Origin of the sequence: Corynebacterium phoceense (assembly GCF_900092335.1) — a bacterium.
Taxonomy (GTDB): Bacteria; Actinomycetota; Actinomycetes; order Mycobacteriales; family Mycobacteriaceae; genus Corynebacterium; species Corynebacterium phoceense.
The window spans coordinates 542,451-568,361 of the sequence record NZ_LT596208.1 but is presented as its reverse complement, the minus strand read 5'-3'; the positions used below and the strand labels follow the sequence as shown (position 1 = coordinate 568,361).

Annotated in this window: 23 protein-coding genes and 1 pseudogene; 9 read left to right on the top strand and 15 right to left on the bottom strand. The window is 65.2% G+C overall.

The window, feature by feature from the left end; genetic code table 11:
• A complete protein-coding gene (locus tag BN9444_RS06845) occupies positions 1 to 2,133 on the top strand; it encodes an AAA family ATPase (RefSeq protein ID WP_068801641.1) in 2,133 nt (710 codons plus the stop codon).
• Between the two features lie 110 nt (positions 2,134 to 2,243).
• Positions 2,244 to 3,671: an amino acid permease gene (locus tag BN9444_RS06840; protein WP_413464125.1), complete on the top strand. Its 1,428-nt coding sequence runs from the start codon at positions 2,244 to 2,246 to the stop codon at positions 3,669 to 3,671.
• A 110-nt stretch (positions 3,672 to 3,781) separates the two neighbouring features.
• Here BN9444_RS06840 and BN9444_RS06835 read toward each other — a convergent pair whose 3' ends face one another.
• The 9 genes from BN9444_RS06835 to typA form a co-directional block, all read right to left on the bottom strand.
• Complete coding sequence (locus tag BN9444_RS06835; protein ID WP_066509299.1) at positions 3,782 to 4,462, bottom strand: hypothetical protein; 681 nt, start codon at positions 4,460 to 4,462, stop codon at positions 3,782 to 3,784.
• Positions 4,463 to 4,550: 88 nt separating this feature from the next.
• Positions 4,551 to 5,117, bottom strand: coding sequence for a GtrA family protein (locus tag BN9444_RS06830; protein WP_066490606.1), 567 nt, complete (start codon positions 5,115 to 5,117; stop codon positions 4,551 to 4,553).
• Positions 5,118 to 5,146: 29 nt separating this feature from the next.
• Positions 5,147 to 5,926 carry a pseudouridine synthase gene (locus BN9444_RS06825; RefSeq protein ID WP_233423560.1) on the bottom strand — a complete coding sequence of 260 codons (780 nt, stop codon included), beginning with the start codon at positions 5,924 to 5,926 and terminating at the stop codon, positions 5,147 to 5,149.
• Positions 5,927 to 5,999: 73 nt separating this feature from the next.
• Positions 6,000 to 7,100, bottom strand: coding sequence for a succinyldiaminopimelate transaminase (gene dapC, locus BN9444_RS06820; protein ID WP_068802161.1), 1,101 nt, complete (start codon positions 7,098 to 7,100; stop codon positions 6,000 to 6,002).
• Between the two features lie 43 nt (positions 7,101 to 7,143).
• A complete protein-coding gene (gene fdxA, locus BN9444_RS06815; protein ID WP_066490601.1) occupies positions 7,144 to 7,467 on the bottom strand; it encodes a ferredoxin in 324 nt (107 codons plus the stop codon).
• Positions 7,468 to 7,530: 63 nt separating this feature from the next.
• On the bottom strand, positions 7,531 to 7,965 hold the full coding sequence (locus BN9444_RS06810) for a hypothetical protein (protein ID WP_068801639.1): 435 nt from the start codon (positions 7,963 to 7,965) through the stop codon (positions 7,531 to 7,533).
• On the bottom strand, positions 7,962 to 8,864 hold the full coding sequence (locus BN9444_RS06805; RefSeq protein ID WP_068801638.1) for a PIG-L family deacetylase: 903 nt from the start codon (positions 8,862 to 8,864) through the stop codon (positions 7,962 to 7,964). The genes BN9444_RS06810 and BN9444_RS06805 overlap by 4 nt, the downstream gene beginning before the upstream one ends.
• Positions 8,861 to 10,750, bottom strand: a complete 1,890-nt coding sequence (locus tag BN9444_RS06800; protein ID WP_068801637.1) for an ABC transporter family substrate-binding protein — start codon at positions 10,748 to 10,750, stop codon at positions 8,861 to 8,863. Before BN9444_RS06800 ends, BN9444_RS06805 begins: the two co-directional genes overlap by 4 nt.
• Before the next feature lie 134 nt (positions 10,751 to 10,884).
• The gene (gene typA, locus BN9444_RS06795; protein ID WP_068801636.1) at positions 10,885 to 12,795 is read right to left on the bottom strand and encodes a translational GTPase TypA; all 1,911 of its coding nucleotides are present in this window, start codon (positions 12,793 to 12,795) and stop codon (positions 10,885 to 10,887) included.
• Positions 12,796 to 13,390: 595 nt separating this feature from the next.
• On the opposite strand from typA, the gene BN9444_RS06790 reads away from it, so the two are divergent.
• The 3 genes from BN9444_RS06790 to BN9444_RS06780 are packed head-to-tail and all read left to right on the top strand — an operon-like array spanning position 13,391 to position 15,620.
• Positions 13,391 to 14,113 (top strand): Rv1157c family protein, encoded by a 723-nt coding sequence (locus BN9444_RS06790; protein WP_068801635.1) that lies wholly within the window; start codon positions 13,391 to 13,393, stop codon positions 14,111 to 14,113.
• A complete protein-coding gene (locus tag BN9444_RS06785; RefSeq protein ID WP_066490555.1) occupies positions 14,113 to 14,637 on the top strand; it encodes a ribonuclease FAU-1 family protein in 525 nt (174 codons plus the stop codon). The genes BN9444_RS06790 and BN9444_RS06785 overlap by 1 nt, the downstream gene beginning before the upstream one ends.
• 53 nt (positions 14,638 to 14,690) lie before the next feature.
• A complete protein-coding gene (locus BN9444_RS06780) occupies positions 14,691 to 15,620 on the top strand; it encodes a DUF808 domain-containing protein (RefSeq protein ID WP_068801634.1) in 930 nt (309 codons plus the stop codon).
• Here the strand turns inward: BN9444_RS06780 and BN9444_RS06775 are convergent.
• A complete protein-coding gene (locus BN9444_RS06775) occupies positions 15,604 to 16,683 on the bottom strand; it encodes an HNH endonuclease signature motif containing protein (protein WP_068801633.1) in 1,080 nt (359 codons plus the stop codon). The two genes, BN9444_RS06780 and BN9444_RS06775, sit on opposite strands and share 17 nt — an antisense overlap.
• Before the next feature lie 101 nt (positions 16,684 to 16,784).
• A pseudogene (zupT, locus tag BN9444_RS06770) lies at positions 16,785 to 17,568 on the bottom strand (zinc transporter ZupT).
• 50 nt (positions 17,569 to 17,618) lie between these two features.
• Here zupT and BN9444_RS06765 point away from each other — a divergent pair.
• Both BN9444_RS06765 and BN9444_RS06760 read left to right on the top strand, forming a co-directional pair.
• Positions 17,619 to 18,668, top strand: coding sequence for a hypothetical protein (locus BN9444_RS06765; RefSeq protein WP_068801632.1), 1,050 nt, complete (start codon positions 17,619 to 17,621; stop codon positions 18,666 to 18,668).
• Positions 18,669 to 18,688: 20 nt separating this feature from the next.
• Positions 18,689 to 19,762, top strand: a complete 1,074-nt coding sequence (locus tag BN9444_RS06760; protein WP_068801631.1) for a lipoate--protein ligase family protein — start codon at positions 18,689 to 18,691, stop codon at positions 19,760 to 19,762.
• A 195-nt stretch (positions 19,763 to 19,957) separates the two neighbouring features.
• Here BN9444_RS06760 and pcp read toward each other — a convergent pair whose 3' ends face one another.
• Complete coding sequence (pcp, locus tag BN9444_RS06755; RefSeq protein WP_066488662.1) at positions 19,958 to 20,563, bottom strand: pyroglutamyl-peptidase I; 606 nt, start codon at positions 20,561 to 20,563, stop codon at positions 19,958 to 19,960.
• 9 nt (positions 20,564 to 20,572) lie between these two features.
• Positions 20,573 to 21,910 carry a hypothetical protein gene (locus tag BN9444_RS06750; RefSeq protein WP_066488658.1) on the bottom strand — a complete coding sequence of 446 codons (1,338 nt, stop codon included), beginning with the start codon at positions 21,908 to 21,910 and terminating at the stop codon, positions 20,573 to 20,575.
• A gap of 337 nt (positions 21,911 to 22,247) precedes the next feature.
• Here BN9444_RS06750 and BN9444_RS06745 point away from each other — a divergent pair, with 337 nt between their 5' ends.
• A complete protein-coding gene (locus BN9444_RS06745) occupies positions 22,248 to 23,105 on the top strand; it encodes a GNAT family N-acetyltransferase (RefSeq protein ID WP_084759269.1) in 858 nt (285 codons plus the stop codon).
• Here the strand turns inward: BN9444_RS06745 and BN9444_RS06740 are convergent.
• Both BN9444_RS06740 and BN9444_RS06735 read right to left on the bottom strand, forming a co-directional pair.
• Positions 23,102 to 24,016: a cation diffusion facilitator family transporter gene (locus tag BN9444_RS06740; protein ID WP_066509603.1), complete on the bottom strand. Its 915-nt coding sequence runs from the start codon at positions 24,014 to 24,016 to the stop codon at positions 23,102 to 23,104. The genes BN9444_RS06745 and BN9444_RS06740 overlap by 4 nt on opposite strands.
• Positions 24,017 to 24,241: 225 nt before the next feature.
• Complete coding sequence (locus BN9444_RS06735; protein ID WP_068801630.1) at positions 24,242 to 25,123, bottom strand: D-arabinono-1,4-lactone oxidase; 882 nt, start codon at positions 25,121 to 25,123, stop codon at positions 24,242 to 24,244.
• Positions 25,124 to 25,254: 131 nt separating this feature from the next.
• Between BN9444_RS06735 and BN9444_RS06730 the strand changes: the two genes are divergently transcribed.
• On the top strand, positions 25,255 to 25,911 hold a 657-nt coding region (locus tag BN9444_RS06730; RefSeq protein WP_141681575.1), incomplete at its 3' end, for an aldehyde dehydrogenase family protein.

Sequence of the window (25,911 nt, the reverse complement as noted above, 5' to 3'; positions counted from 1 at the left end):
ATGCTCTCCACCTCCACGCTCCTTACCCTGTCCGACTACGCACAAGCGGAGGCCAAGAAGCGCTCTGAGCCGGCCACGGCCTGGCACTTAGCCGCCGCGCTGCAGGACAAGTACCCGAAGCTATTCGCCGATATCTTTGGCGAGGGCGGTGCTGACCTGCTTCGCACGTCGGCCCACGCGTCCTTGTCCGCGCTCGACGTCTCCGTGCGTCGCCTCCAGGAGTCCGCTCCACCGCAGAAGGCCGAAACCTTCCGCTCCCTGCTGCGTCCCACGTCAACCGCCGAGGCCGCCACCGCCGCGCCCAACGCCACACCGGTCGCAGCAACGGACTCTTCATCGGACTCAGCGCCGAACGCGATGGCGACGCAGGACACGCCCGCCCCGACTGCCCAGTCCGGGGAACGCGCAACCGCTGAATCCACCGGCGCCGCAGGCGAGGCACGCACCGTCGAACAGGCCCACGCTGCGTCAGAAGATTCTGCTGGCCCACGCTCCCGGTTCTTAGACGCCGCAGAAGCCCGCGCAGTCCCCGAGTCGCAGACCGCCGCCATACGGCAGGCCTACGTCCAGGCAACCGGCGCGCCCGAGGTGCCCTGCGTCGTCGTAGTTCCGGAAGGCCGGCGCACCAGCGAGGTCGCCGACTACCTCGCAGCAATGGCCGAAGACGGCGTCTCGGTCAGCCGATTTAATCCCGATTTCCTCTTTAGCAAGGCGCTGAACTTCCGCTCCCTGCGCAAGGCCTTCGCAGGCATTGACGCCACACATATCGTCGTGCTCGATTGCGTCGAGACCATCTTGGGTCTCACCTCGCCCTATACGGCGACGGACGTCGCCGCTGCTGTCGATACCTTCCATGTGACCGCCACACCGCATCCGGTCCTCGTGCTGCCGCAAGCCGCGGTCGGCACCTTCGAGGAGCAGCATGCTGCGCTGGCTGATGCCGCCGTACGGGTCACGCTGCCGCCACTCACTAACGCCGAGGCCACGGAGCTCGTGCAGCAGGTTCTCATTGAAGAGGCAGCCGCCGCCCAGCTCACGGTCGACGAGGACGTTCGTCCCCTCATCACGGCCCCCGCCGCGCCTACGGACACCCTGCGCCAGCCTGCGGTGGGCATCAACCGCGCCCGCACGGCCATCCGCTCCGCGCAGTTGCGTGGGGCTCGGGCAGTGACCACCGCCGACGTTGATACGTTGACCTCCTCGGATAATCTGCGCGTCCGCTCTGCCGAGCTCATCGCCGCCCTCAAGAAGCAGGTCCACGGCCAGGACTACGCCTGCGAGGTCACCGCACGCCGCCTGGCGCTCACCCACCTCAACTGGGATCTCAACCCGCAGCGTCCCAACGGCGTCTTTCTCTTCGCCGGTCCCTCCGGCGTAGGTAAGACGCAGCTGGCCAAGGCCTTGTGCGAGGCACTCTATGATGACGCGCAGCGCCTCATCCGCCTCGATATGAGCGAGTACCACCAGGAATGGGCCATCTCCCGCCTCACGGGTCCGCAACCGGGCTATGTCGGCTCCACCGAGCCCGACACTTGGCTCACCACCCGCGTGCGCAAGCAGCCGCACACGGTCCTCCTCCTCGACGAGATTGAGAAGGCACATCCCAAGGTCTGGAATACCTTCCTCCAGGTCTTCGATGCCGGCCGTCTCACGGACTCCCGCGGCGAGGTCGCGGATTTCTCCGACACGGTCATCATCATGACCTCTAACCTCGGCGCCACGAGCATGAACGTCAGCTCGCTGGGCTTTGGCGGCGGCACCCAGACCGACCTCGTGGAAGCTAGCCGCGAGCGCGTCCTCGGCGCCGTAAAGAAGTCCATGGCCCCGGAGCTCGTCAACCGCATGGATGCCATCATCCCGTTCCAGCCACTGGGGAAGGACACCATCCGCGCCATCGCGTTGCAGGAGATCGAGCGCATCACCGCACGCCTGGCCGGCCATGGTTACGCGCTTACGGTGACCGATGCCGCCGTGGACCTCATCGCGGACAGCGGCTACGAACCGGCCTTCGGCGCCCGCCACGTCCAACGCGCAGTGGAAAACCTGCTCCTGCTCCCCATGCCGGAACTTGAGCCAGGCTTTATCCTTGCTGATGCTGTCGACGGCAAGGTCGTGCTCGCGCACACCGCCTAGCCCCGCGGACCGGCGCACCGCCCACTCCGGCGGCCCGCCGCTCCCCGTCGCCGGTGGGGTATGCTCCGCTGCCCCTGATGCGGACCGCGCCCCACCGCCGAACTAGCATGATGAGTGTGTCTGATACATCCTCCTCTACCCTCGGCCACGGTCTCAAGGTCCGCCACCTCACGATGATGGGGCTCGGCTCGACGATCGGCGCCGGACTCTTCCTCGGCACCGGCGTCGGCATCTCCGCCGCAGGCCCCGCCGTCCTTGTCGCCTATGTCATCGCTGGCTTCCTCGCTATCCTCGTCATGCAGATGCTCGGCGAAATGGGCACCGTCATCCCCGCCTCCGGCTCGTTCTCGGAGTACGCGGAACACGGTATCGGCCGCTGGGCCGGATTCACACAGGGCTGGATTTATTGGCTGGCCACCGTCGCCGTCCTCGGCGCAGAGATTACCGGCGCGGCCGGCTTCATCGGCGCATGGTTCGGCGTCACCCCCTGGATCCCCGCCGCCATCTGCGTCGCCATCTTCGGCATCATTAACCTGCTCCACGTCCGTAGCTTCGGCGAGTTCGAGTATTGGTTCGCGGCCATTAAGGTCATCGTCATCGTCGCCTTCCTCATCATCGGCGCGCTCCTCATCTTCGGCCTTCTGCCCGGCCACACCTTCATCGGCAGCGAGGTCTTCCTCGCGGACGGCTTCATGCCCAACGGCCTGGGCGGCGTCGCAGCGGCACTTCTCGCCGTGGCCTTTGCTTTCGGCGGCATCGAGGTCGTCGCCATCGCCTCCGCCGAATCCGAGGACCCTAAGCGCTCCCTGGTCAACGCCGTGCGCTCGACCATCCTGCGCATCTCCGTGTTCTACCTGGGCTCCGTCCTCGTCATCACCTTCCTCCTGCCCTACTCGTCCCTGGGCAACGCGAAGTCCGCCGCCGAGTCGCCCTTCACCATGGTCCTCGAACGCGCGGGCATCCCCGGCGCTGCCGGCTTCATGGAGGTCATCATCGTCCTAGCGCTGCTCTCCGCATTCAACGCGCAGATTTACGCGTCCTCGCGCATGATGCACTCGCTCGCCGCCCGCGGTGAGGCCCCCAAGTTCTTTACCAAGACCAACGCGAAAGGCGTGCCCACCAACGCCATCGCGTTGTCCGTGGCGCTCTCCGTGGTCATGGTCATCCTCAACTACGCCGACACCGGCTGGCTGCTCACCTTTATGCTCAACGCCGCAGGCGCCTCGCTGCTCATCGTGTGGGTCTTCATCGCGGTGAGCCAGCTGCGCCTGCGCCGCCAGCTTGAGACCATCCACCCCCTGCCCATCCGCATGTGGGCCTTCCCCTACCTCACGTGGTTCGCACTCGCTATCTTTGTAGCACTTGCCGTGCTCATGCTTTCCGATGCCTCCGCGCGCGTCCAACTCGTCTCCGCCGCCGCCATGTTCGCCGTCCTCACCGTTGCCGGCATCATCAATGCCAAGGTCCGTGGCATCTCCCCCACCGCGCGCCTGCCGCTGCCCGACACCGACCATGCTTCCGATGCACCCCGCGTCTAGGACTCAGCCCTAAGCTCCCCGTCGCTCCCCGCGTTGACCCCAAGACGCACCCCATGCCCTAGACTCCCCGCGGAGTCCAGGGCACTCGTGTCTGTGCGCCCGGCGACGCCTTATTTCATGCGCAGCTTCCCGCGCTCACTCACCTCAAAGCCGTGGCCGTCGGCTGCCGTGACACTGAGATACGGCTCCTCGCCTGGTCCCTTGAAGGTCACGCGCACGCCCTCCACATCGGTTTGTGTGCCGGCCTTAATCTCGCGCACGCGCTTATAGTTGTCGCCGCCAAGCTCAGACGCCATCGTGTCATCACTGCCCACGTATCCGTAGCGGAACGTGCCATCCTCGGTACGCTCCACAAGGTTGGCCGGCGTTTGCCCCTCAGCGCCCTCGACCAAAGGCGCATCCATCTGGTTAATCATGCAGCGCACAGTGGCGCCTTCGTCCGCGATGGAGCAGTCACCCATGCCAAAGCGAATGCGATACTCGCCCGTGCCGATGCCACCCGCAAACGCGCCTGGGTGCAGCCACGTAAGGCCCGCCTCCTCTGCCTCGGCACGCAGCCTGTCCGACTCGGCCTTCGACGCCTCATAGTCGTCCGTGGGTTTCGTGTTCTCCGCCGACGCAGTACCATTCGCAGTGCTCGCCGCCGCGGCCGCAGAGGATTCCGCAGCCCGAGGCTGCGGCTGTGCCGTCGAGGTCACCACGATGACTTCCGGATCAGACGACGTGCACGCACTCAGGCCCGCCGCCGCGACGGTGATCAGGGACAGGGGAAGGAATAAGAAACGTCTCATGGCCCCAACGTTAGCGCGGCCCCCGACATCACCATGTAGAAACCCCGGCGCCGCAGTCTGAGCTGCGGCGCCGGGGACAGGAGACGGCCTAGGCGGGGTGGCTTTCCTCCACCACGCGCGGCGCCTTGGGCGTGGAACGGAAGGTCCACAACTTGTTGATGATGAAATTGATGGGCATCGCCACGATGATAGAGATGATGTTGGCCCAGTAGCTCTTGTTGCGTAGGCCTGAGGAGTCATCGAAGATTTCCGAGGACAGTGAAATGGGCGAAGTCGGATTGACTAACGCAATCATGACGACCTGCGAAACCACATAAGCGCCGATGCCGGTGAGCAGGAACGGAAAGAACCCGCGCCACCACGACACTTTGTCGACGGAGCTAAACGTCCACTTGCGGTTGAGCTGGTAATTCCACACGTTCGCGACAAAGAAGGCAATGAACGCGAAGATGTTGTACCAGCGCACGTTGAAGTCCGTGAAGGGGATCGCCAGCAGCGAGTCGTAGTAGTGAATACCCCAGACAGCCTCGAAGAACTTCTTCGCGACGACGAACATGACCGCGTTGACCACGGTGCCTGAGCCGCCCACGAGGCCGAATTTAATAAACTGCCCCAAGTTTGAGGCGAAGCGGCCGGCCGTAACTGACGTGCTCATGGCGGCGCCCTTCCTAGTGGTGGATTTTTCTATAACTGTCCTAGGGTACCCCGCCAGTCCCGCGAAATTGAAAAGCGACGCCGCTTGCCAGTGAACGGATCCCTCAACCACAGAGACGTCGCAACCAGCGCCAACGGCGTAGAAAAGTCGTAAAGCGCCAGTCCCTTATCCACCGGATACGTGTCATCTCCCACAATCGGCGAGCCAAGATAGTTCAGCAGCACGCGCAACTGGTGCGTATGCCCCGTCTCCGGCCGCAGCACCACCTCGTCACCGCGGCCTTCAAGCCACGTCCGCGTGCGCGTGCCCGCTGGATCCACGCGCACCTGGCGCTCGCCCCGCTCCTTGCGCATGCCCAGGTCCACGACGCCCGCCGCGCGCTCCAACGGTGAGGACACGAGCGCATGATATTCCTTGTGCACTTTCCGCCGCGCAAACAGCTCTTGGTACGCCCCACGCGTCGCCGGGTTACGCGAGCACACGACCACACCCGACGTGAGCCGGTCGAGCCGATGCAGCGGCACGATCTCGTCCTCACCATATTCCACGCGCAGCCGCGTTTGCACCGTCTCGCGCACAATTCGCCCATTCGACGTCGTGGGGAGAAAATGCGGCTTATCCACGACGATAAGGTCGCGGTCAGCGTAGAGCACCTCGTAGTGGAAAGGAATCGGCGGCTCCGGCGGCACCGCGGGGTGGTACCACGCCGGCACGGGCCGCTCCAGAATACGTCCCGCAGGCAGCCGCTCCCCCGGTGAAAACGGCGAATCGCCTGCCGATGCCGCCCAATAGGCAACGTCGGCAGGCACCCGGCCCACAAGGACCGTCTTGCGCGGCGAGATTCCCTCCCGCGCCGGCGGTCGCCAGGAGCCGACCGGAGAGTTAGGCCGCAAGGCGCGCGCACGCCGCGTCGACGCGCTCGTCCGTGCCATTCAGCCCCATGCGAATGAACTGCTCGCCCTCCGGGCCGTAGAAGTCGCCCGGGGCGACAAGGATTCCGCGCTCGGCCAGCCAGTCGACCGTGTCGCGGCAGTTTTCGCCACGGGTAGCCCACAGGTAGAGACCTGCCTCGGAATGCTCGATGCGGAAGCCCGCGTCCGTGAGCGCACGCACAAGCTTGGCGCGGCGCGCGGCATAGCGACCGCGCTGCAGCGCCTCTGAGTCGTCGTCCTCCAACGCTGCGACCATGGCCGCCTGGATGGGGCCCGGCGTGATAAGGCCGGCGTGCTTGCGCAGCTCGAGCAGCTCCGCGATAAGCGCAGCGTCGCCGGCGAAGAAGCCCGCGCGGTAGCTCGCCATATTCGCGGACTTTGACAGCGAATGCATGGCGATAAGGCCCGTGTTATCCCCGTCCGTCACGCGCGGATCGAGGATGGAGACCGGCTGCTTCTCATCGTCCCAGCCCAGACCGATGTAGCACTCGTCCGAAGCCACAATCGCGTTATTCGCGCGTGCCCACGCGACAACCTCACGCAGGTACTCGATGGTGAGCACCTCGCCCGTCGGATTCGACGGCGAGTTGATAAATGCCAGGCCAGCAGAGCCGAACTTCGCCGGGTCAGACTCGCGCACCGGCGTGGCCCCCGCGATGAGCGCGCCCACCTCGTAGGTCGGGTACGCCACCGGCGGGATGACGATGGTCTCGCCACGCAAGCCGAGCAGAGTAGGCAGCCAGGCGATGGCTTCCTTCGTGCCCACCACGGGCAGCGTCGCCGCCGGGGACTCGACCGCAATGTTGTAGCGTCGCGACAGCGCGTCGAAGATGGCCTGGCGCAGCTCCGGCGTGCCGGCAGTGGCCGGATAACCGGGAGCCTCTGCGGCAGCGGAGAGCGCCAGCTGCACGCCGGGCGCCACCGGGTCAACGGGGTTGCCCACCGAGAGGTCGACAATTCCGTCCGGGTGCGCCTGGGCCTTAGCCTTGGCTCCGGCCAGCGAGTTCCAAGGGAAATCCGGAAGTGTATTACCTAGCGGCGTGCGTGCCATCATTGTCCTCTCCCACGCAAGCGGTGATTACTTAGTCTTTCTGCTAGTCCTGGTTCTGTGGACCGAGGGCAGCAACGAGCGGAGCGTCGAAGTCCTGCGGGCCCAGCGCCGCGGCGCCGCCCGGGGAACCCAGAGAATCGAAGAACGCCGCGTTCGCGTCGTTGTAGTCGAGCCACTCGTCCGGCACGTCGTCTTCGTAGAAGATGGCCTCGACGGGGCACGCGGGCTCGCAGGCGCCGCAGTCCACGCACTCATCAGGGTGGATGTAGAGGGAACGCTTGCCCTCGTAGATGCAGTCGACCGGGCACTCCTCAACGCAGGCACGGTCCATCACGTCGACGCAAGGCTGCGCGATAGTGTACGTCATGGGTTTGAAATCACTTCCGAAAAATTGAGATTACGTCAGGGGGATGTGAACTTACCTAGTATGTCACTTCCCATTGAAGAAAGGCCACCCGCCCCCGGCTACTCCAGCCGCAAATAACAGGATGGTCGATAATGTGGCGGGCAACGCTTGCAGGCTGCCGATGCCCCCTGCTAGCGCCAGAGCCAAAAAGCCCAGCGTCCACACGATAAGGGGCACCGCGGCGACAAGCGTGCGGCGCGACCATAACAGCGCCGTGCGCGTGAGGACAAGGTTGAATCCAAATGCCACGGCGATGGTCACGGGGAACGGGATGGAGGTCTCCCCCAGCGGCAGACGCGCGCCGAGGTAAACCACCTCGAGGAGCAACGAGAAGATTGCACCGAGGCTCAGCCACACCAATCCCGTCACCGCCTCGCCCCGATCGAAATTCGTGCGAATCGCCGGCTGCGCCTGCTCTCGGGCCTGCTGGGAAGGCTGCTCCGCCTGCGTGTTATTCATCGCTCGAGTCCTGCGAACAAACCTGCAGCGCCTTCTGCTGGCGCCGCCGCGGCGGTACCTGCCTGGCCCAGGTGATAGAACTCGGCGCGCAGCAACGGCATGACGAGCAGGTTCGACAATCCGAAGGCCACCGGCGCCACGGCCGGGTCGCCGATGCCCGCGAAGGCCGAGACCGGGTTCGTCCGCGACACCGTTCCGTCCGCCAGCCAGATCTGCGTCGGGTGGGCGGCCATGCCCGCGCGCTTGGCGGCGTACGCCGCGTCATCGAGCGGGTAGCGCACGAACGTCTCAGTCTCCGAGGCCTCGTTCGTGAAGTTATCGAGGTAGTCCCTGTCCGGCTTCTGCCAGCCCTCGGGCTCGGTGAGTGTGTCGAGGCCCGCGTAGTTCTGTGCGCGGTCGAAGACAGCCCACCACACGCGACGGTCTCCCGCCGCGGTGTGAACCGCCTTATGCACCGCGATGTGGTCCGGGTGGCCGTAGCCGCCGTCCGGACCGTAGGTCACGATAATGTGCGGGTCGAGCTCCGCAAACCGGCCACGCAGGTGCCCCGCCGCCTCCTCGACACGGTTGACCAGTGCACGCGGGTGCTCGTGCGCGGGTGAGCCTTCCATGCCCGAGTCGCGGAAGAAGCCAGCGCCGCCCACAAACTCGTGCTCGATGCCCAACGCCGCGACGGCGTCTTCGAGCTCGCGCACGCGCAAGCCCGCCAGCACGCCGTTGTCCACGACGCTCTGGTACGGCTCGCCGATGACTTCGCCCTCATCGCCCAGTGTGAGCGTGAGCAAGGTGACCGTCGCGCCACGGCGCGCCAGGTCCGCGAGCGTGCCGCCGGTAAAGAGGACCTCATCGTCCGGGTGCGCATGCACCGCGACCACGCGGAAGCCAGTCAAATCCGTCATTCTTTTCGTCCTTTGTCCTCGTTCGTGCCCTGTTTCGCGTCGTTGTCTTGGTCTGCGCCCTTATCGGCACCTCGCGCTGCTTCGCGGGTGGCCGTCGACGTCGCGGCCAGGTCCTTGTCCTCGGGCGTCCACTCGGGTGCCGTCGCGAGTCCCGCGCGCCATGCGTCCACTGTAGTCCCCGGTCCCACGATGCCCTCTCCCAGGGCGAGGAGCCGTGACTCGGCGAGCAGCGGAACAACCACGTGGCTGCGCGCCTGCCACTCCGCCAACGCGCGGGCGGCATCGGCAGCCTTCGTCTCCCCGCTCAGAATCGCCGCACGCGTCACCGCCGCGTCCGGCGGGCACACGCCGGACAGCTCGCCCGGGAAGGTCTCCGGAGTCTCGTCCTCGTCCCACAGATCGCCCAGCGACGTCGCGGTCTCCTCGCTCGTGCGCTCCGCCGCCGCGCTATCCTTTGCCGACGTGTCTGCCACAGAAGGCTCCGGCGAACCCGGCGTGGTCGACCCGGCTGGGTCAGCCGCGCTTGGTGCAGCTGACGACGTTGTCCCCACCGGGACCGGATCGCTCGCACAGACGTAGGAGCTGGCCACGCGGAGTGGATTCTCGTCCACAGTATCCCAGCTCAACACGGCATCGACCGTGCCCGAGGGCAACGACTCCGCCGCCAATGTGCGCATGCGGTCCGCAACCACCTTCGCGCTCACGCCGTGCAGGGCGAGCTGGTCGACGAGGATATTGGCCGCCGTAGCCGCCGTCGTATCGGAGGGATCGACGCCGATGTGCACGGGACGTCCCAAGGCGACGAGCTCTGCGACGTCGGGGTTGTCTGCCGCCTCGGACGAGGGGGCATCGGCAGCCTGGCCTGGGACATCGAGCGGCGCGGTGCGCCCGGTGGCCAACCGTGCAACCTGGCGGGCATCGATGAGCTCCGCGAGCTGCGCGCGAGCTTCCTCGGGCAGCGCGACATGCAAGCGCAACTGACGCGCGGTATCCACCGTCTCCGCGTCGACATCCGGCAGGAGCGAGAGCGCCTCGAGCGTGGTCTGCTCCGGCGTGAAGTCCGCGAAGCCAATCTGGCCAGAGCGCAGCATATTGATGGCCTGCTCCGCGTCGCGGACCGAGCGCAACATGATGACGTCGGTGCGCGCAGGGTCCTTGCCCCAGTAACGATCATTGCGGTTGAGCGTAATGACCCCACGGGCGCGGTCCACGGTCGCGACGAGGTAGCGGCCCGCCGAGGCAGGAATATCGTCATGCAGGACCGTATCGAAGGCGACGTCACCGAGCAGGTGGGACGGCACGAGCCCGTGGAAGAGCCCCTGCCAGTTCGCGACGCGTTCGCGGAAGTCGACGGTGACGACGCGCCCGCCGTCGCTCGAGGCAATCCTCGAAATGGCTCGGTAGCCCGCCGGGTCCTGGACGCCGGCGGTGGTCACCATGCCGTGCCACAGGTAGCTGAAGTCTGCCGCGGAAATGGGCGTGCCGTCTGACCACTGCGCGGCGGAGGAAATCTTGTACCGCACGCGCTGCGCAACACCCCGCGGGGCCTCGACTTCCTCGGCGCTATCGAGCAGGTCTGTATCCATGACGCCGTTGCGGAACGCGGACGGCAGCACGAGGTCCGTGAGCTGCTGGACGAGCTCCTGATTATTCGCGGCGAGATGCGGATTGAGCCCGCCCACCAGCGGATCAACGCCGATGGAAACCGTGGTGCGCTCCGGCACGTCCGTCGCCGCGCGCGTGGTCGTGGGAGTCCCCGTGACGGTCGCGGCTTCCTCTTCATCGACAACCGGCGGCGGGCCGGGGTTGGCAGCACACGCACTCAACGCGCAGGCGCACACGAGCGCAGTCGCACCGCGCAGGAGGGGCTGGAGGAATCGCACCATGTCTCGTACTTTCTCCGCTTTTCTACGGTAATTCTGTCGAGCCTACTGTAGCGCCGTGCAGCGCACAGACGAACGCCGCCGCGTCCTCCTGCGTGAGAGCAGGCGGGCGCGGCGGCGCCGTGTGAAGCAGAATCTTACTTATTCAGCTGCTTTGCGCGCGACGCAGCGCGCTTACGGTCCGTCGCCGACAGCTCGACCTTGCGCACGCGCAGGACGTTCGGGGCAACCTCGACGCACTCGTCGCCGCCACAGAATTCCAGCGCCTCATCGAGGGACAAGGTGCGGGCCTTCTGCAGGGTCACCGTGGCATCCGCGGTAGCGGAACGCATGTTGGTGAGCTTCTTTTCCTTCGTAATGTTGATGTCCATATCCTCATCACGGTTGTTGGCGCCCACGACCATGCCCTCGTAGGCCTCCATGCCCGGCTCCACGAAGAAATCGCCGCGGTCTGCGAGCTGCTGCAGCGCGTACGCCGTGATCTGGCCGGAACGGTCAGCGACGAGCGAGCCGGTGGCACGCGACTTGATCTCGCCAGCCCAGACGTCCAGGCCATCCGAGATGGAGTTGGCGATACCCGCGCCGCGGGTCTCGGTGAGGAACTGGGTGCGGAAGCCGATGAGGCCACGGGCCGGAACACGGAAGGTCATGCGGACCCAGTCGCCCTCGCGGACGTCCATGGACTGCATCTGGCCCTTACGGGTGGCCAGCAACTGGGTGACGGCGCCCTGGTGCTCGGACGGGGTGTCGACCGTGAGCATCTCGTACGGCTCCATGGTCTTGCCATCGATGACCTGGGTAACGACCTGCGGCTTACCCACGGTGAGCTCGAAGCCCTCGCGGCGCATGTTCTCAATGAGAACGGACAGCGCCATCTCGCCGCGGCCCTGGACTTCCCAGGCATCCGGACGCTCGGTGGGCAGAACCTTGATGGAGACGTTACCGATGAGCTCCTGGTCGAGGCGGGCCTTGACCATACGAGCCGTGAGCTTGTCGCCGCCGCCCTGGCCGGCCATCGGCGAGGTGTTGACGCCGATGGTCATGGAGATGGCCGGCTCATCGATGTCGATCTTCGGCAGAGCAACCGGGTTGTCGACATCAGCGATGGTATCGCCAATCATGATCTCCGGGATACCGGAGATAGCGATGATGTCGCCCGCGATGGCCTCGGTATCCGGCTCTCGCTCGAAGCCGACGGTACGCAACAGCTCGGCAACCTTGACGTTCTTGACAACCTCGTTGCCGTCCTCGTCCCAGGAAATCCACGCGACCTGCTGGCCCTTCTTGATCTTGCCGGAGTAGATACGCAGCAGAGCAATACGGCCGAGGAAGTCAGAAGAGTCGAGGTTGGCGACGTGTGCCTGCAGCGGGCCGTCGACGGAAGCAGACGGCTCCGGCAGGACGTTGTAGATAACGTCGAAGAGCGGCTGGAGGTCTTCGCCCTCCGGGACATTGCCGTTGCCCGGGTTCTCGGTAGACGCAATGCCGGCACGACCGGAAGCGTACAGAACCGGCAGGTCGAGCAGTTCTTCCGCAGCGGCCTCGGCCTCCGGGTCGTCGAGACCCGCAGCGATTTCGAGCAGCAGGTCCTGGGACTCGGCAACGACTTCGTCGATACGTGCGTCCGGGCGGTCCGTCTTGTTCACACAAATGATGACGGGCAGCTTGGCTTCGAGAGCCTTGGTGAGCACGAAGCGGGTCTGCGGCAGCGGACCCTCGGACGCGTCAACAAGGAGGACAACGCCGTCGACCATGGAGATACCGCGCTCGACCTCGCCGCCGAAGTCGGCGTGACCCGGGGTGTCGATGACGTTGATGATGAGGTCGCCACCGTCCTTGCCCAGGCCCTTGCGGTGGATGGCCGTGTTCTTCGCGAGAATGGTAATGCCGCGCTCGCGCTCCTGGTCATTGGAGTCCATGACGCGGTCCGTGTGCTCGCCGTGGTCACCGAAAGCGCCGGACTGCTCCAGCATGCCGTTGACGAGGGTGGTCTTACCGTGGTCAACGTGGGCGACGATGGCGACGTTGCGGAACTCGGTTTGGGTCACGAGGGGGATTCTCCTTTAAGAATCTGGGGGTGAAATTTCCCGCACCAGTGGCAGTTCCGCACCGCTTACCCTGGCAGCGACCTCAGAAGGCCTGCGGATAAGGGCGCTCATGTCCGTCAAGCGGGGCCCGAATGCCACCGCCGTCTGCACGGGGAAATTATGAACGGGTAAGAATCTTACCCCCAACACGGCAAAGACGCAGCATTAAGGACCACGACAGCCACCCCACAGCGGCCAAGAGTGGGCATTCTCACCGCGAGCACACTCTCGCAGGAAACGACACACCCCATCCCAACACCGTCGCACACCCCAACCAAAAGTCACAGATCGGTAACAATTTCACAGGCGCCCCACAAAATCCAGCCTCATTAGTTGACCGAGAAACTCAAGTGACTATTGTGACTCATGTTGATTATTTGACAATAACTTAATGTTTGTTCAGCGGCGCGCCCTACGCTCTGCCCGACACGGATGGCTGGCTGGCCGTCCTCGTCGGTGCGGCGTAGCCCACGCCGCCGTCGGTGTATCTTCGTGCCTTCGCGCGGAGCGTGTCCGACTGCATTGTCTCCTATCCACAGAAGGAAACCCTTTACCCGTGAGCTCCTCGGTTACCGTCCTGCGCAGTGCCGCCGCTGCGTGCGTTGCCTCCGCGACGCTCGCTGCGACCGCCACCGCTGCGGCCATTGTGCCCGCCACTGCCGCCGCGCCGGACTTCTCCTCCGTCACCGGCCTGCCCGCGTCCTCCAACCCGCTCGACGGCCTAGGCCGCCCCACGCCGGAGACGCAGTCGCGCATTCACGCCTTCGTGGATCAGCCTTTCGTTCCGCAGGACCTCCGCAACGCCGTGCTCTCTGCGCTGGCGTTCAGCACCGGCGAGGGTGCCACCGGCGAGGGCGGCGTCCAGCTTGTCGACGGCGGCCCCGGCTTTACCCAGTTCTACTGGCCGACGGTCTCCGCGAACTGCATCGGCGGCCAGCAAGACGCCATGGGCTCCGCCATCGCCGTGCCCGGCCCCACGGACATCCCGGCGCCTGGCGCTGGCCCCGGCGAGATGGTCTTCCTCTTTACCGCACTGGGTACGCAGACCGCCGCCCCCAACCAGGGCGCCATGAGGGTCCAGTGGTTCAACATCGATAATTTCGCATTCGGCGAAACCCCGCTCACCAACCACGGCATCAACCCGGACGGCCCCACGACGGTTTCCGGCCGCGCGCAGACCGGCACCGGCACCGTCGTCGCCGTGCTCTCCGGCGCCGTGAACACCGCCGAGTCGCGCTGCACCTTCGCCCCCACCGCCGCCATCATCGAGGCCAAGTAATGCACGCGCCGAAGCTGGAGACCTTCCGCCTCGCTGACCACATCAACGTCGATCCCAAGGGCATCGACCGCACCGTCGACGCGTACGAGCGCCACGAGTTCGGCCTCTACATGGCCCGCGGCGCCAACCACCCGCGCTTCGGCTACCTGGAGTCTTGGCTACTTCCGGGCCTAGGTCTGCGTGTCAACAAGTTCCATGAGCGGGCGGGCGGCCGCTTTTACCAGGACTTCTACATCGACGTCGCCAGCATTGAGCTTTCCGATGCCGCCTGGACCACCCGCGACCTCTACATCGACCTTCTCTCCACGACCGGCTCCCCTATCACCGTCGATGACATCGACGAGCTCTCGCAGGCCACCGCACAGGGGCTCATCTCCGCCGAGGACGCCGAGTTCGCCATCGACGCCACTCTGCGCGCCGTCGACGGGACTACCCGTCACAACGACAACGTCATTGACTGGCTCACGGCCATTGGCTACCCACTCACGTGGGCGGAGCATGTCGAACTCGTGCCGGAAGGCTAGCCAACCAGTAAGATTGGCGCGTCAATCCCCTCCCTAGCGCAAAGGATTTCTTCATGGCCGGTGGACTCTTCGCCCTTCTCGATGACATCGCGCTCATCGCCCGCTCCGCCGCGGCGAGCGTCGATGACGTTGCAACACTCGCTGGAAGAACCTCTATCAAGGCAGCCGGAGTTGTCATCGATGACGCCGCTGTCGCCCCGCAGTACGTCCAAGGCGTCCAGCCCGCGCGCGAGCTGCCCATGATCTGGCGCATCACGAAGGGCTCGCTGCGCAATAAGCTGGTCATCATCCTGCCCATCGCGCTCATCCTGTCCTGGATCGCGCCGTGGGCGCTTACTCCCATCCTCATGGCCGGCGGCACGTACCTGTGCTTCGAGGGCGCGGAGAAGGTCATCCACTTCTTCAAGCGCGATGAACACCACGAGGATGCCGCTCCCACGAGCGAGTCTCCCAAGGAGGCCGAGGACCGCTTGGTCTCCTCCGCCATCACCACGGACCTCATTCTGTCCGCGGAAATCATGGTGCTCTCCCTCAACGCCGTTATAGAGGAGACGTTCTGGCTGCGCCTGGGCACGCTCATCGCCGTCGCTATCCTCATCACTCTCGGCGTCTACGGCGTCGTGGGCCTCCTCGTGAAGATGGATGACATGGGCATCGGACTGCTCAAGCGCCGCAACGGCAAGTCTCCGCTGGGCACTGCCCTCGTCAAGGGCATGCCCATCGCCCTCAACATCATCTCCGTCATCGGTACCTTCGCCATGCTCTGGGTCGGCGGCCACATCGTCATCAACGGTCTCCACGAATTCGGCGCGCACGAGCTCCACAACCTCATCGAGCGCGCGGCAGCGATCACCTCAAACGGAGCCCTGCAATGGCTCATCGACACCGGCATCTCGCTCGTGTTCGGTTTCCTCCTAGGCCTCGTGGTGGTCTCCATCATCACCTTCGCCAAGCGTTCGGCTGGTTCTACCGCGCGTTCATAAATTCCTCCTCGAGCAGTTGCTTTTCTTCTTCCACCCACGCCGGCAGCGGGCCTTCCAGCTCCGGCGCGACCGGCGTACCCGGCGGGTGGTACCAGCCCTTGGGCGGCACCCAGTAAATCGTTCCGCGCCTTCTTAAGAACCCGCGACCATCCACCTCGTTGACGGCGTTGTGATACTGGCACGCAATCGTGAGATTCTCCGGGCTCGTCTCCCCTCCGTTGCGCCAGGCTTCCAGGTGGTGCACCTGGCAATCGTGCGCGCCCTTCGAACAGCCCGGCCAGGGGCAGACGGGATTCTCACCCATGGCCATCAGCCGCTGCTTCGTGGAGGCAAACCGCGAAATCCGATGCAGATTCACCGGCCCGTAGACCGGGTGCAACAGCACGTGGAAGCCGTAGTCGTTGATGTTTCGCGTCGCCAGCTCCGTCGAGGAAATCACCGCGCCGTTGGACAGCTGGAACCACACCTCGTGACCCTCGCAGGCCTTGGCGTAATTGTCCATCGTGGTCACAAGCATAAGTGTGATCGTCGGCCGCGCCGCTTTCTTCTCGCCGAACCAATGCTCGAGCACAGACTCAATGGGCTGGTCTTTGTCAATGGAATCGCGAATGTCGGCTAGGTCCGCCGACGGCCCGCAGATAGTCAGCGACGCGTTGCCATCCGAATGCTGAGCAAAGCGCACGCCGGCCTTAGGCGTGCGCGGCTTGACCACCTTCTTTACCAGCTCGCGGGCTTCTTTGTCGATGTGCTTCGTATCGCCGGTCTTCTTCAACGCCTCGAGACGTAAGTCCCAGCGCTGGTGTTCTTTCTTCAGCCGTTGGGCTTGTTTCTCCACCGCGATAAGCGTGAGTAGGTTGTGTTTCTTCGCCGCGGCGCGCGTCTGGCGGCGTTTGTCTTGGAATGAATTCGTCTCGGTAAACGGCGCGGCAGTCGCGACGACGTCCTTGGCAAGCGTGTCGGGAATACCCATGGCGATAATCTCCGACTCGGTCAAGCCGAGCACCTCGTCAACGATGTCGAGCCCCCGGGCCAACAGGCTGGCCAGCTCCCCCATAATGGTCATGCACCACACGCTAAAACGAGCACAGTCCTCCGGCAAGCGGAGGACTGCACACTATATGTGGCACCCAAAAGATACTGGGCGCAACCAGCAGAAACCGCGGGCTACAGAAACATAAGAAGCGAAAATGCCATAACGGCCATGCCCGCGATGAGGCCGTAGATGGCGTAGTGGTGCTCGCCGGTTTCCTCTGCGGTAGGCAGCAGCTCATCCAAGGAAATGAACACCATGATGCCGGCAATGACGCCGAAAGCCACGCCCATCGTCGTATCGCCGAGCACTGGCAAGAGCAGCACATAGCCCACGACGGCGCCCACTGGCTCCGCGAGGCCGGACAGCGTCGCCCACGCAAACGCCTTGCGCCGCGAGCCCATGGCCTTGGCGCAGGGGCACGGCCACAGCGATACCCTCCGGAATATTGTGAATGGCGATAGCAAACGCGACCGGCAGCGCGATGCTCGCGTCCTCCAAGCCGGCGAGGAATGTCGCGAAGCCTTCCGGGAAATTGTGGAAGGCAAGCGCCGCGGCGGCGAACACGCCGGTCTTCATGAGCCGGGCGCGGCGGGCATCGTCAAGCATGGTGCCCGGCTCGTGCGGATTGATCTCTTCCGGCACAAGGCGGTCGATGACCGCAATGATGGCAATGCCCAGGAAGAACGCACCCACGCCCAGCCACGTGCCAGTGCGCTCCGAGTCGAAAGCCGTAATGAGCTTGTCCACGCCCTGCGGCAAAATCTCCACAAAGGAGACGTAGAGCATGACGCCGGCGGACAGGCCAAGGGCCCCCGCCATGAACTTCGGCCCCGGGTTGCGGTGGCCCACGGCGATGGCGGCGCCGATAGACGTGGATAAGCCCGCAAGCAACGTCAGAGCAAGGGCAAACAACATGGCTTTAGAGTCTACGATGGAGGAGTCCACTTACCAACGCGAGGAGCGCCATGCAGCACTATCCCTTGGCCCGCAACTACTGCGGCGTGGAACACGCAGCGGTCCTCGAGCACATCGTCGCCTCCACCGCGCTAAAGATTCCGCACCTGGCCGACGGCCCGACGCTCATCGACGTCACCCTCGAGACCAATAATCTCACCCGCGGCTGGAATATCCGCTGCCCACTGGGCTACCTGGGTGCCCTCGACGCCGAGGAATCCCAGGATTTCCCGGACCTCGAACAGCTGCGCACCATGCACGTCACCACCACAGCGACGGTCGAAATCGTCGACGGCATGCTCGACATCGCGGTCAACCTCGGCCTCGGCCCCTGGCAGGTGCCACGCAATAACGCGGGCGGCCCCGTCCTCGCCCCGGGGATGGGCGTGCTGCTTGCCACGGAGACCACACATGACGTTTCCGCGGAGCAGCTCACGCAGATGGACACGTGTTCCTTCTTTGTTTCCCTCACGCTCATGGGCGAGACGTTCGTCGCCTCCGCCGAAGACTGCGTGCTGGGCACGGCACCGGCGCCAGCGCATGTCGCCAACCTCCTGCGTCACGCGGTCGAGGGCGGCCAGACGCTCTTCGCGCGTGCCTATGCCGCAGACGGACTCATCGCGGTCGACGTGCCCGAGCCCGGCTCGGCGGAGTTCTTCGAGCCGCCCGTTCCGGCACTCGCGCCCCGCGCGCGCATCATCCCGGAGCCACCCGCAGCAGACGGCACCTGGCAAGCGCTCATCCAGCCTGCCGATGCCGCCTCCCCCGTCCCCCAGGGCACCCGGCCGTTCCCTCAGATCACCCACCCCACATCGGCGTCGACAGCACCGCTCGATACTGCGGCGATGACGGAGCACGCGCGCGCCCACGGTGTCGATGTCGCCGTCCTCGCTGGGGTCGTCGCGGGGCTGGGCGGCGAACCCGACCTCACGTGGCGCCCATTGCCGCTGCCCCAGGCCGCTGGGCGCTACTCTTCGGAGTCCGCGCGTGTGTCGGCGCGGCGGAAAGCCTCGGGTAAGGCGAAGCGGCATCGGAAGCCCGGCCGCGGCCGAAAAGATTAAACACGAGTACGCTCTTGTTTATGACTGAAGCGAATAAGCACTTTGAACTCAAAGTCCCGGGCGGCAAACTCATCGTCGTCGATATCACGGTCGACGAGGCCGGCGCCATCACCGCGGCGCAGGTCGCGGGCGATTTCTTCCTTGAGCCCGAGGACGCCTACGAGGCGCTCGCGCCGGCGCTCGTGGGCACGCACCGCGGCGAGGCGACCGCGGATATTCAGGGCCGTCTCGACGCCGCCTTGGCGCGCGTTGAGCAGCCGGTGGCCCTGCACGGGTTTAGCACGCACGATCTTGCGGTGACGGTGCAGCGCGCGCTGTCCGACGGCACGGATTTCACGGACCACGAGTGGGAAATCCTGCAGCCGGGCGTGCTGCCCACGCCGGTCAACGTCGCGCTCGACGAGCTGTTGCTCGACCAGGTGGCCACCGGCCAGCGCGGCCCGACGCTGCGCTTCTGGGAGTGGGACGACCGCGCCGTCGTGTTCGGCAGCTACCAGTCCTACTCCAATGAGCTCGACCAGGCGGGCGTGGACAAGCACGGGATTACGCCGGTGCGTCGCATGTCCGGCGGCGGTGCGATGTTCATGGAGGGCGGCAACTGCATCACGTACTCCATCTACGCTCCCGAGTCTCTCGTCGCGGGCTACTCGTATGAGGATTCTTACGCCTATCTCGATCAGTGGGTCCTCGCGGCGCTGGCCAAGCATGGCGTCAACGCGTGGTACGTGCCCATCAATGACATCACCTCGGACGGCGGCAAGATCGGCGGCGCGGCCCAGAAGCGTCGCCGCGGCGCGGTGCTTCACCACACGACGATGAGCTACGACATTGACGCGGACAAGATGATGGACGTCTTGCGCATCGGCAAGGTGAAGGTCGCGTCCAAGGGCCTGGCGTCGGCGAAGAAGCGCGTTGACCCGCTGCGCCGCCAGACCGGCGTGCCGCGCGAGGAGATCATCGCGACGATGGCCCAGGAATTCGCCACCCGCTACGGCGCGCGTCCGGCGGAGCTCACGGAGGCCGACCTCGCGGCGGCACGCGATCTCGTCGACACGAAGTATGCGACCGAGGCGTGGACCAAGCGCCTGCCCTAACCCGCGCTGGCGCCCCGTAAAAATCCCTCCAGGACATATAAGGCCCCTGATCCGCGCCGCGGATGCCCCTTATATGTCCTGAAGTGCTATCAGCGGGAGCGAGTCAGAGCTAGTCGACTGTCGCGCCGAGGGACGCGGCGAAGGCCGGGGCGAGGTGCAGCGGGCTGAGCTTGGGTGCGGCGACGATGCGGGCTATTAGTGCGTCGCTCCCTCCGCCGACACGAGATCGCCGTCCGGATGGGCGACGATGGCTTCGATGGCGGCGACGAGCCCGCGCGTGATGTCCGCGACGGGCAGCGACGGCTCGCCTTGTTCCGGTGCGTAGGGCACGTGGATGAATCCGGCGCGGGTCGCGGTGCCGGCGGTCGCGTGCAGCATGCGGTACATGAGGTGGTTGCACACGAAGGTGCCCGCGGTATTCGACAGCGCTGCGGGCAAGCCAGCGTCGCGAATGGCGGCGACCATGGCTTTGACCGGCAGCGTCGCGAAATATGCTGCGGGTCCATTCTCGACGATGGGCGTGCCCGTGGGCTGGTTACCCGCGTTGTCTGGAATCGACGCGTCGTCGATATTGATAGCCACGCGCTCCGGCGTGAGCTGGGCGCGGCCTCCGGCCTGGCCAACACAGAGGACGGCATCGGCACGCTTGAGGTCTGGTAATGGGGCACCGAAGCGAGTAGGGACGGTAAAACGCACGACATCCGCCCCGGCAATGCGGGACGGAAGTTCGGCCACGGCGAGCTGCGCGGGGTTGACGCGCTGCCCGCCGAAGGGATCGAAGGCGGTGACGACTATTCGCATGCCCTCATTTTAGAAGGTGCCCTTCAGCTCCTTGCCGGTATCCGACAGGGTGGCGCCGCGGGAGTCGACGTTCTGGTCGTTGTACTCGGAATCGTCGCCGTCGATGCGGGAGATCTGGGTGACCTCGATGTAGTTGTGGAGACGGCCCTCAGAGGTGTTGCCGTCGCCGAAGTCGAGGTTGGCCACGCGGACGGAGTCGCCGGCGTTAATCGGGTTAGCCAGCGTGACCTCGAAGGAACGAGTGGAGGTCTTCTCATCGAAGCCCAGGTCGCGAATGTGCGCGCCGTTGGAGGAACGCGGGGTGATAAGGCGGTCAACGCCCTCCGGGCCCTCGGCGGTCTTAACATCCACGCGGAACTGGGTTGCCGGGAACTCGCCGTAGTAACGGTCGGTGCCGACGTTCTTCAGGCGCAGCGCGACGGTGCCTGCGAAGCCGTCGGACTTCGCACCGGACGTCGTGAAGTACGGCTGGAGGTCGAGCTTGTGCTGCTCCTCGGCCTGCTTCTTATCAGCCTCTTCCTCGGCCTTGCCCTCGGCCTCGGTGGCGACCTCGCCCTCAACCGGGACCTCGTTGTTCTTCACGACCTCAGCGTCGGCCTCCGGGTCCTTGGCTTCTTCCTCAACGACCGGGGTGGTGTTCTGCGCGTCCTTGTTCGGGGCGTAGGAATCCGCGATGTCGTCGTAGAGCTTGACGCGGACCTCGTTCTTCACAGGCTGCAGCGCGGACCAGAAGGTCGGGGTGGACCAGGTGCCGTTGGGCTTGCAGTACTGCTGCGTTCCGGTCATGTCGAGAACGCGGAAGCCGTAGGTGGCCTCACCGGTGTGGTTCGGCGGAACGTCGTACGGGCCGATGGACTGGCCAGCCTCCCAGGACAGGGAGTAGGACGCGGACGCACCGAGCGACTTGGCGATGGAGAAAGAAACGCCCGCGGTCGTGCCATCCTGGGTGTGGCTACCGTTGATGGAGGTCGTCTGGGTGCGGTCGCCGTTGACGGAAACCTGAATGGACTGCGACTTGGACAAGTTCTGCTGGAGCGGAATGTCCTTCTCCGTCTGGTTCGTGGTGGAGATGGTGCCCACCGGCATGAACGTGTCAGTCACCTTGTAGACCACGGTGCGGGTGTCTTCCCACGGGTTGCAGATGGGGCGCGCGTTGAGCACGTTCGCCTTGATGTGGTCCGAGCCATGGCTGGTGTGGACGATGGGGAGCTTGGCGTTGACGGCCGGGGTCTCCGGGTAGGACTCGGTCTGGGTTGCAGCACCAGCGAGCGGGGCGACGAGCGCTCCGGAGAGCGTGGCGCCGGCCACAGCGGCAGCAGCGGCGGTGGCAAGACGGCGAAGCTTCATGCAGTTCTCCTCGAGAGTGTACGGATGTGGGTGCACCGCTCGAACGCGGCGGCGCGACGTGACCTAGGTTAAGGTTCCCCTCACCCGCCTGCAACAGGATAAGTATATATATGACATGCACATCATTTTTCCCTCCCCACAGGGCAGAGACACGGGATAACGGGCGAAACATTCGAGAATCCACACGGCTACCCCAAAAGTTTCTCCCGTAAACTAAAGATGTAGTGACAAATATTCCTCTCAGGAAACACTCTTACCCCCATGCGGGGGCGAGTCGCGCGCACCGCCACACATGGGGCTCAAAATGTGAGTCACGTTACTTGTAACCTGGGTGGCTATGAACGTAACTTTTTATGAGGAACCGGCCGAGTTTCGTGCGGCCGCTAGCGAGTATCTGAAGGAGCATCTGCGCGAGACAAGCGTGCTTGCCACCCAAGCGAATAAGCCGAAGCTCGAGGACCAGCCGTATTGGTTCGCGACGATTACTGACGGCGACGACATCGTAGGCGTGGCGATGCGCACAAAGCCGACGCCGCCCCACCCCGCCTATGTCCAGAAGCTTCGCCCCGCGGCGCTTGCCGCGTTGCAGGACGCGCTGTCCGAGCGGGGTGAGAAGCTGCCGGGGTGCATCGGCCACTTTGAGACAGCCAAGGCGCTCGCCGGCCCCGGCGCGCGGCTGGAGATGCATTCGCGCCTGCACTTTTTCGACGAGGTGGTCTGGCCCGCGTGCCCGGCGGGCGAACTGCGTGCGGCGACTCCGGACGACGTGGACCTCATCGTCGACTGGCGCCGGCAATTCGTACACGACTCAGAAGAACAGGCGGGGCGTAAGCCATGTGAGAAGCGGTATGCCGCTTTCTTCAACGCGGCGGACGTGGCGGAGCGTCTCGCGCGCGGCGGTCATTGGCTGTGGGAGGTCGACGGGCAGCCAGTCCACTACACGGCCGTGAACGACACAGGCCTGGGTCTCAAGCGCATTGGGCCGGTGTTTACGCCCGCGGCCGAGCGCGGACAAGGCTACGCGGCGTGGGTCGTGGCAACGCTCACGCAGGACATCCTCGACGACGGCGAGGTCGCGACGCTCTATACGGACCGAGCAAATCCCGTCTCGAACCGCGTGTATGAACGGATTGGCTACCAGTCCGTGGGCGACGAGGGCGAGTTTTACGCCGCGGGTTGTAGCGCGGCGAGCTAGCGCATGTGGAGCATGCGGCGGTGCTCGACGCCGGCAGGCTCCAAGTGGATGAAGACCTCTGCGCCTGGGAAGAGACCGTCCACGTCGTCTTCGAGGGCATCGGCAGCTTGGTGGGAGGCGAGGACGGTCCACGTGGGGTCGACGTCGGCGGTGAGATAGATGAAGCGCTGGCGGCCGAAGGCCACGGTGCGGCGTTGGGTAATCGTGAGGCCATGAGCGGGGGCAACGCGCGCGAGGAGCTCGTCGAGGGCGGCGTTTTCCTCGACGGGCAGGGATTCAGAGAGCAGGCCCGAAAGGGAGTCGCGCAGGAGCTGGTACCCGGTCCACATGATGTTGATACCCACGGCGAGCGCGATGACGGGGTCGAGCCAGAGCCAACCGGTGAGCCACACGGCAGCGATGCCCACGAGGACGCCGACGGAAGTCCACACGTCGGTAAGCAGGTGTTTGCCGTCCGCATCGAGGGTCGCGGAGCGATAAGTCTTACCGGCGCGCAGGAGCGCCAGGCCGACCACGAGGTTGAGCACGGAAGCGGCGGTGGACAAAAGAAGGCCCAGGCCAGGTTGCTCGAGCGGCTGAAGATGAATGAGGCGGTTGGCGGCGGACCAGAGAATCATGCCGGCGGCAACAAAGATGAGCGCGCCTTCAAGCAGCGCGGAGACATACTCGGCCTTGCCGTGGCCGAAATGGTGGTCCTTGTCCGCGGGCTTGACGGCGACGCGCAGCGCAATGAAGCCTGCGATGGCGGCGACGAGGTTGACGATGGATTCGAGGGCATCGGAAAGAAAACCCACGGAACCGGTGAGCCACGCGGCAAGGGTCTTCAGCAGGATCGTCGCGACGGCGGCGGCGATAGACAGCTTCATAAACCGCTCGAGGGCGGTTTGTTCGGAACGATCAACGGCGGACATAGTAACGAGTCCCTTCGGTTCAGCCGGGTAGGAAACGGACGGTGAATACCGAAGGTCTCGTTCACCAGGTGGAACCTGGCTGGGTGGCCGGGCGCGCGGCGCCAGTATGTCGACCAGCCAGCGCCGACCCTGTTAAACCCCAGGTGCCGACGCGGAACTACTCCCCTTCTGCACAGCCATAAAACCAGCCGTGCGCTGGGGTGTCAATTGAGACCGAAAGTTCAATTAGCCGAAGAGTTTCTTCAAATAATTTGAGCCGAAGCGCCACTGCGGATCCATCTGTTCGCGCAGCGCACAGAACTCGTCGAAGCGCGGATAAAGCTCTGCTAGGTCCGCGCGGCCAAGGGTGTGCATCTTGCCCCAGTGCGGGCGCCCGCCGGCGACGCGCAGGAGCGGTTCGATCTCGGCGAAGATGGGCTGCGGTTCCACGAACTGCGGCACGTGCGTGGCGATGTACATGGACTCGCGGCCGGTAGACGTGGACAGCGCAACGTCGTCCGCGGCCGTGGTGCGCAGCTCGAGCGGGAAGCCGATGCGCCAGCCGCGGCGGTCGATTAGCGATCGGATCTCGCGGACGACCGCGGGGCCGTCAGCCAGCGGCACGGCGTACTCCATCTCGTGGAAGCGCACGCGACGCGGCGAGACGAACACGCCGTGGTTCGTGCCGCGGTAGCGGTTGTGCGAGAGCGCTGCGGTCGCGATGCGGTTGGCGTAAGGGATCGACGCGGGCACGGCGCGCCCGACCGCCAGGGCCACAGCGAAGGCGCCGTTGCCCACGAGTTCCTCGTCGAGGAATTCCTTCCGCTTCGGACGCGGGCCCACCTCGTGCGCGGCATCGGGCGCTAGGCGCGTATTGCGCTTGATCTGCGCGCGGTCGGTATGCGGGAACCAAAAGCACTCAAAGTGATCCGCACTGCGGGCGTGGGTCTCCCAGTTCTCAAGGATCTCGTCGATGTCGCCGCCGACTTCCTCCGCGACGAGGTCGAAGGACAGCGCATTACGCAGGGCCTCGACACTGCGCAGCGACTTGGAGGCCACGCGAATGGGCAGCCCGCCGGCGCGGGCGACCATGGCGCGTGCGTTGTTTTCAAAGGCGTCGACGTCCACCGCGCCCAGCGGCGCGACGCTCGTCCCCGCGCCGCTGGTCCACGGCCGCGCGCAGCGCTTGTGTGGACTGAATCTCAGTGACTGTCATAGTGCAAGGATAGTCACACTAGTAATCGCTAGTATGGGAATTTATGAAAACCTTTCGCTCGCCCTCGCTTCCCGCTGAACTCGCCGCTCGCCTGCGCTCGATCCTCGACTCCGCACCGGCTGGCGACGTGCGCGGCACCGGCCCCGCGCACATCGCGGTAGCCCCCTGGACCGGCGAGGAACTCTTTACTTTCCCCACCGCGACCACACCCGACGTCGAGGCCGCAGTCACGGACGCCCGCGCCGCACAAAAGGTCTGGGGCAACACGAGCTTCGCCGAGCGCCGCCGCGTGTTCTTCCGCCTCCACGAGGCTTTGCGCGAGAACGAGGACACCGTCCTTGACCTCATCCAGGCCGAAAACGGCAAGGCCCGCGCCCACGCCTATGACGAGGTCATGGACCTCTACAATTGCGCGCGCTTCTATGGTCAGCGCGCCGCCCACGCCTTGCGCGACGAGCGCCACCGCGGCGCCTTGCCTGTGCTCACCACGACGCGCACGCAGTATTACCCGCTCGGCGTCGTTGGGCTCATTTCCCCGTGGAATTATCCGCTCTCCCTCGGCGTCGGCGACGTCCTCGCCGCGCTCGCCGCGGGTAACGCCGTGGTTCACAAGCCGGACTCTCAGACCACGCTCACGGCCATCTACCTGCGCCGCCTCGCCATCGCCGCGGGCCTGCCCGCGGGTGCGTGGCAACTCGTG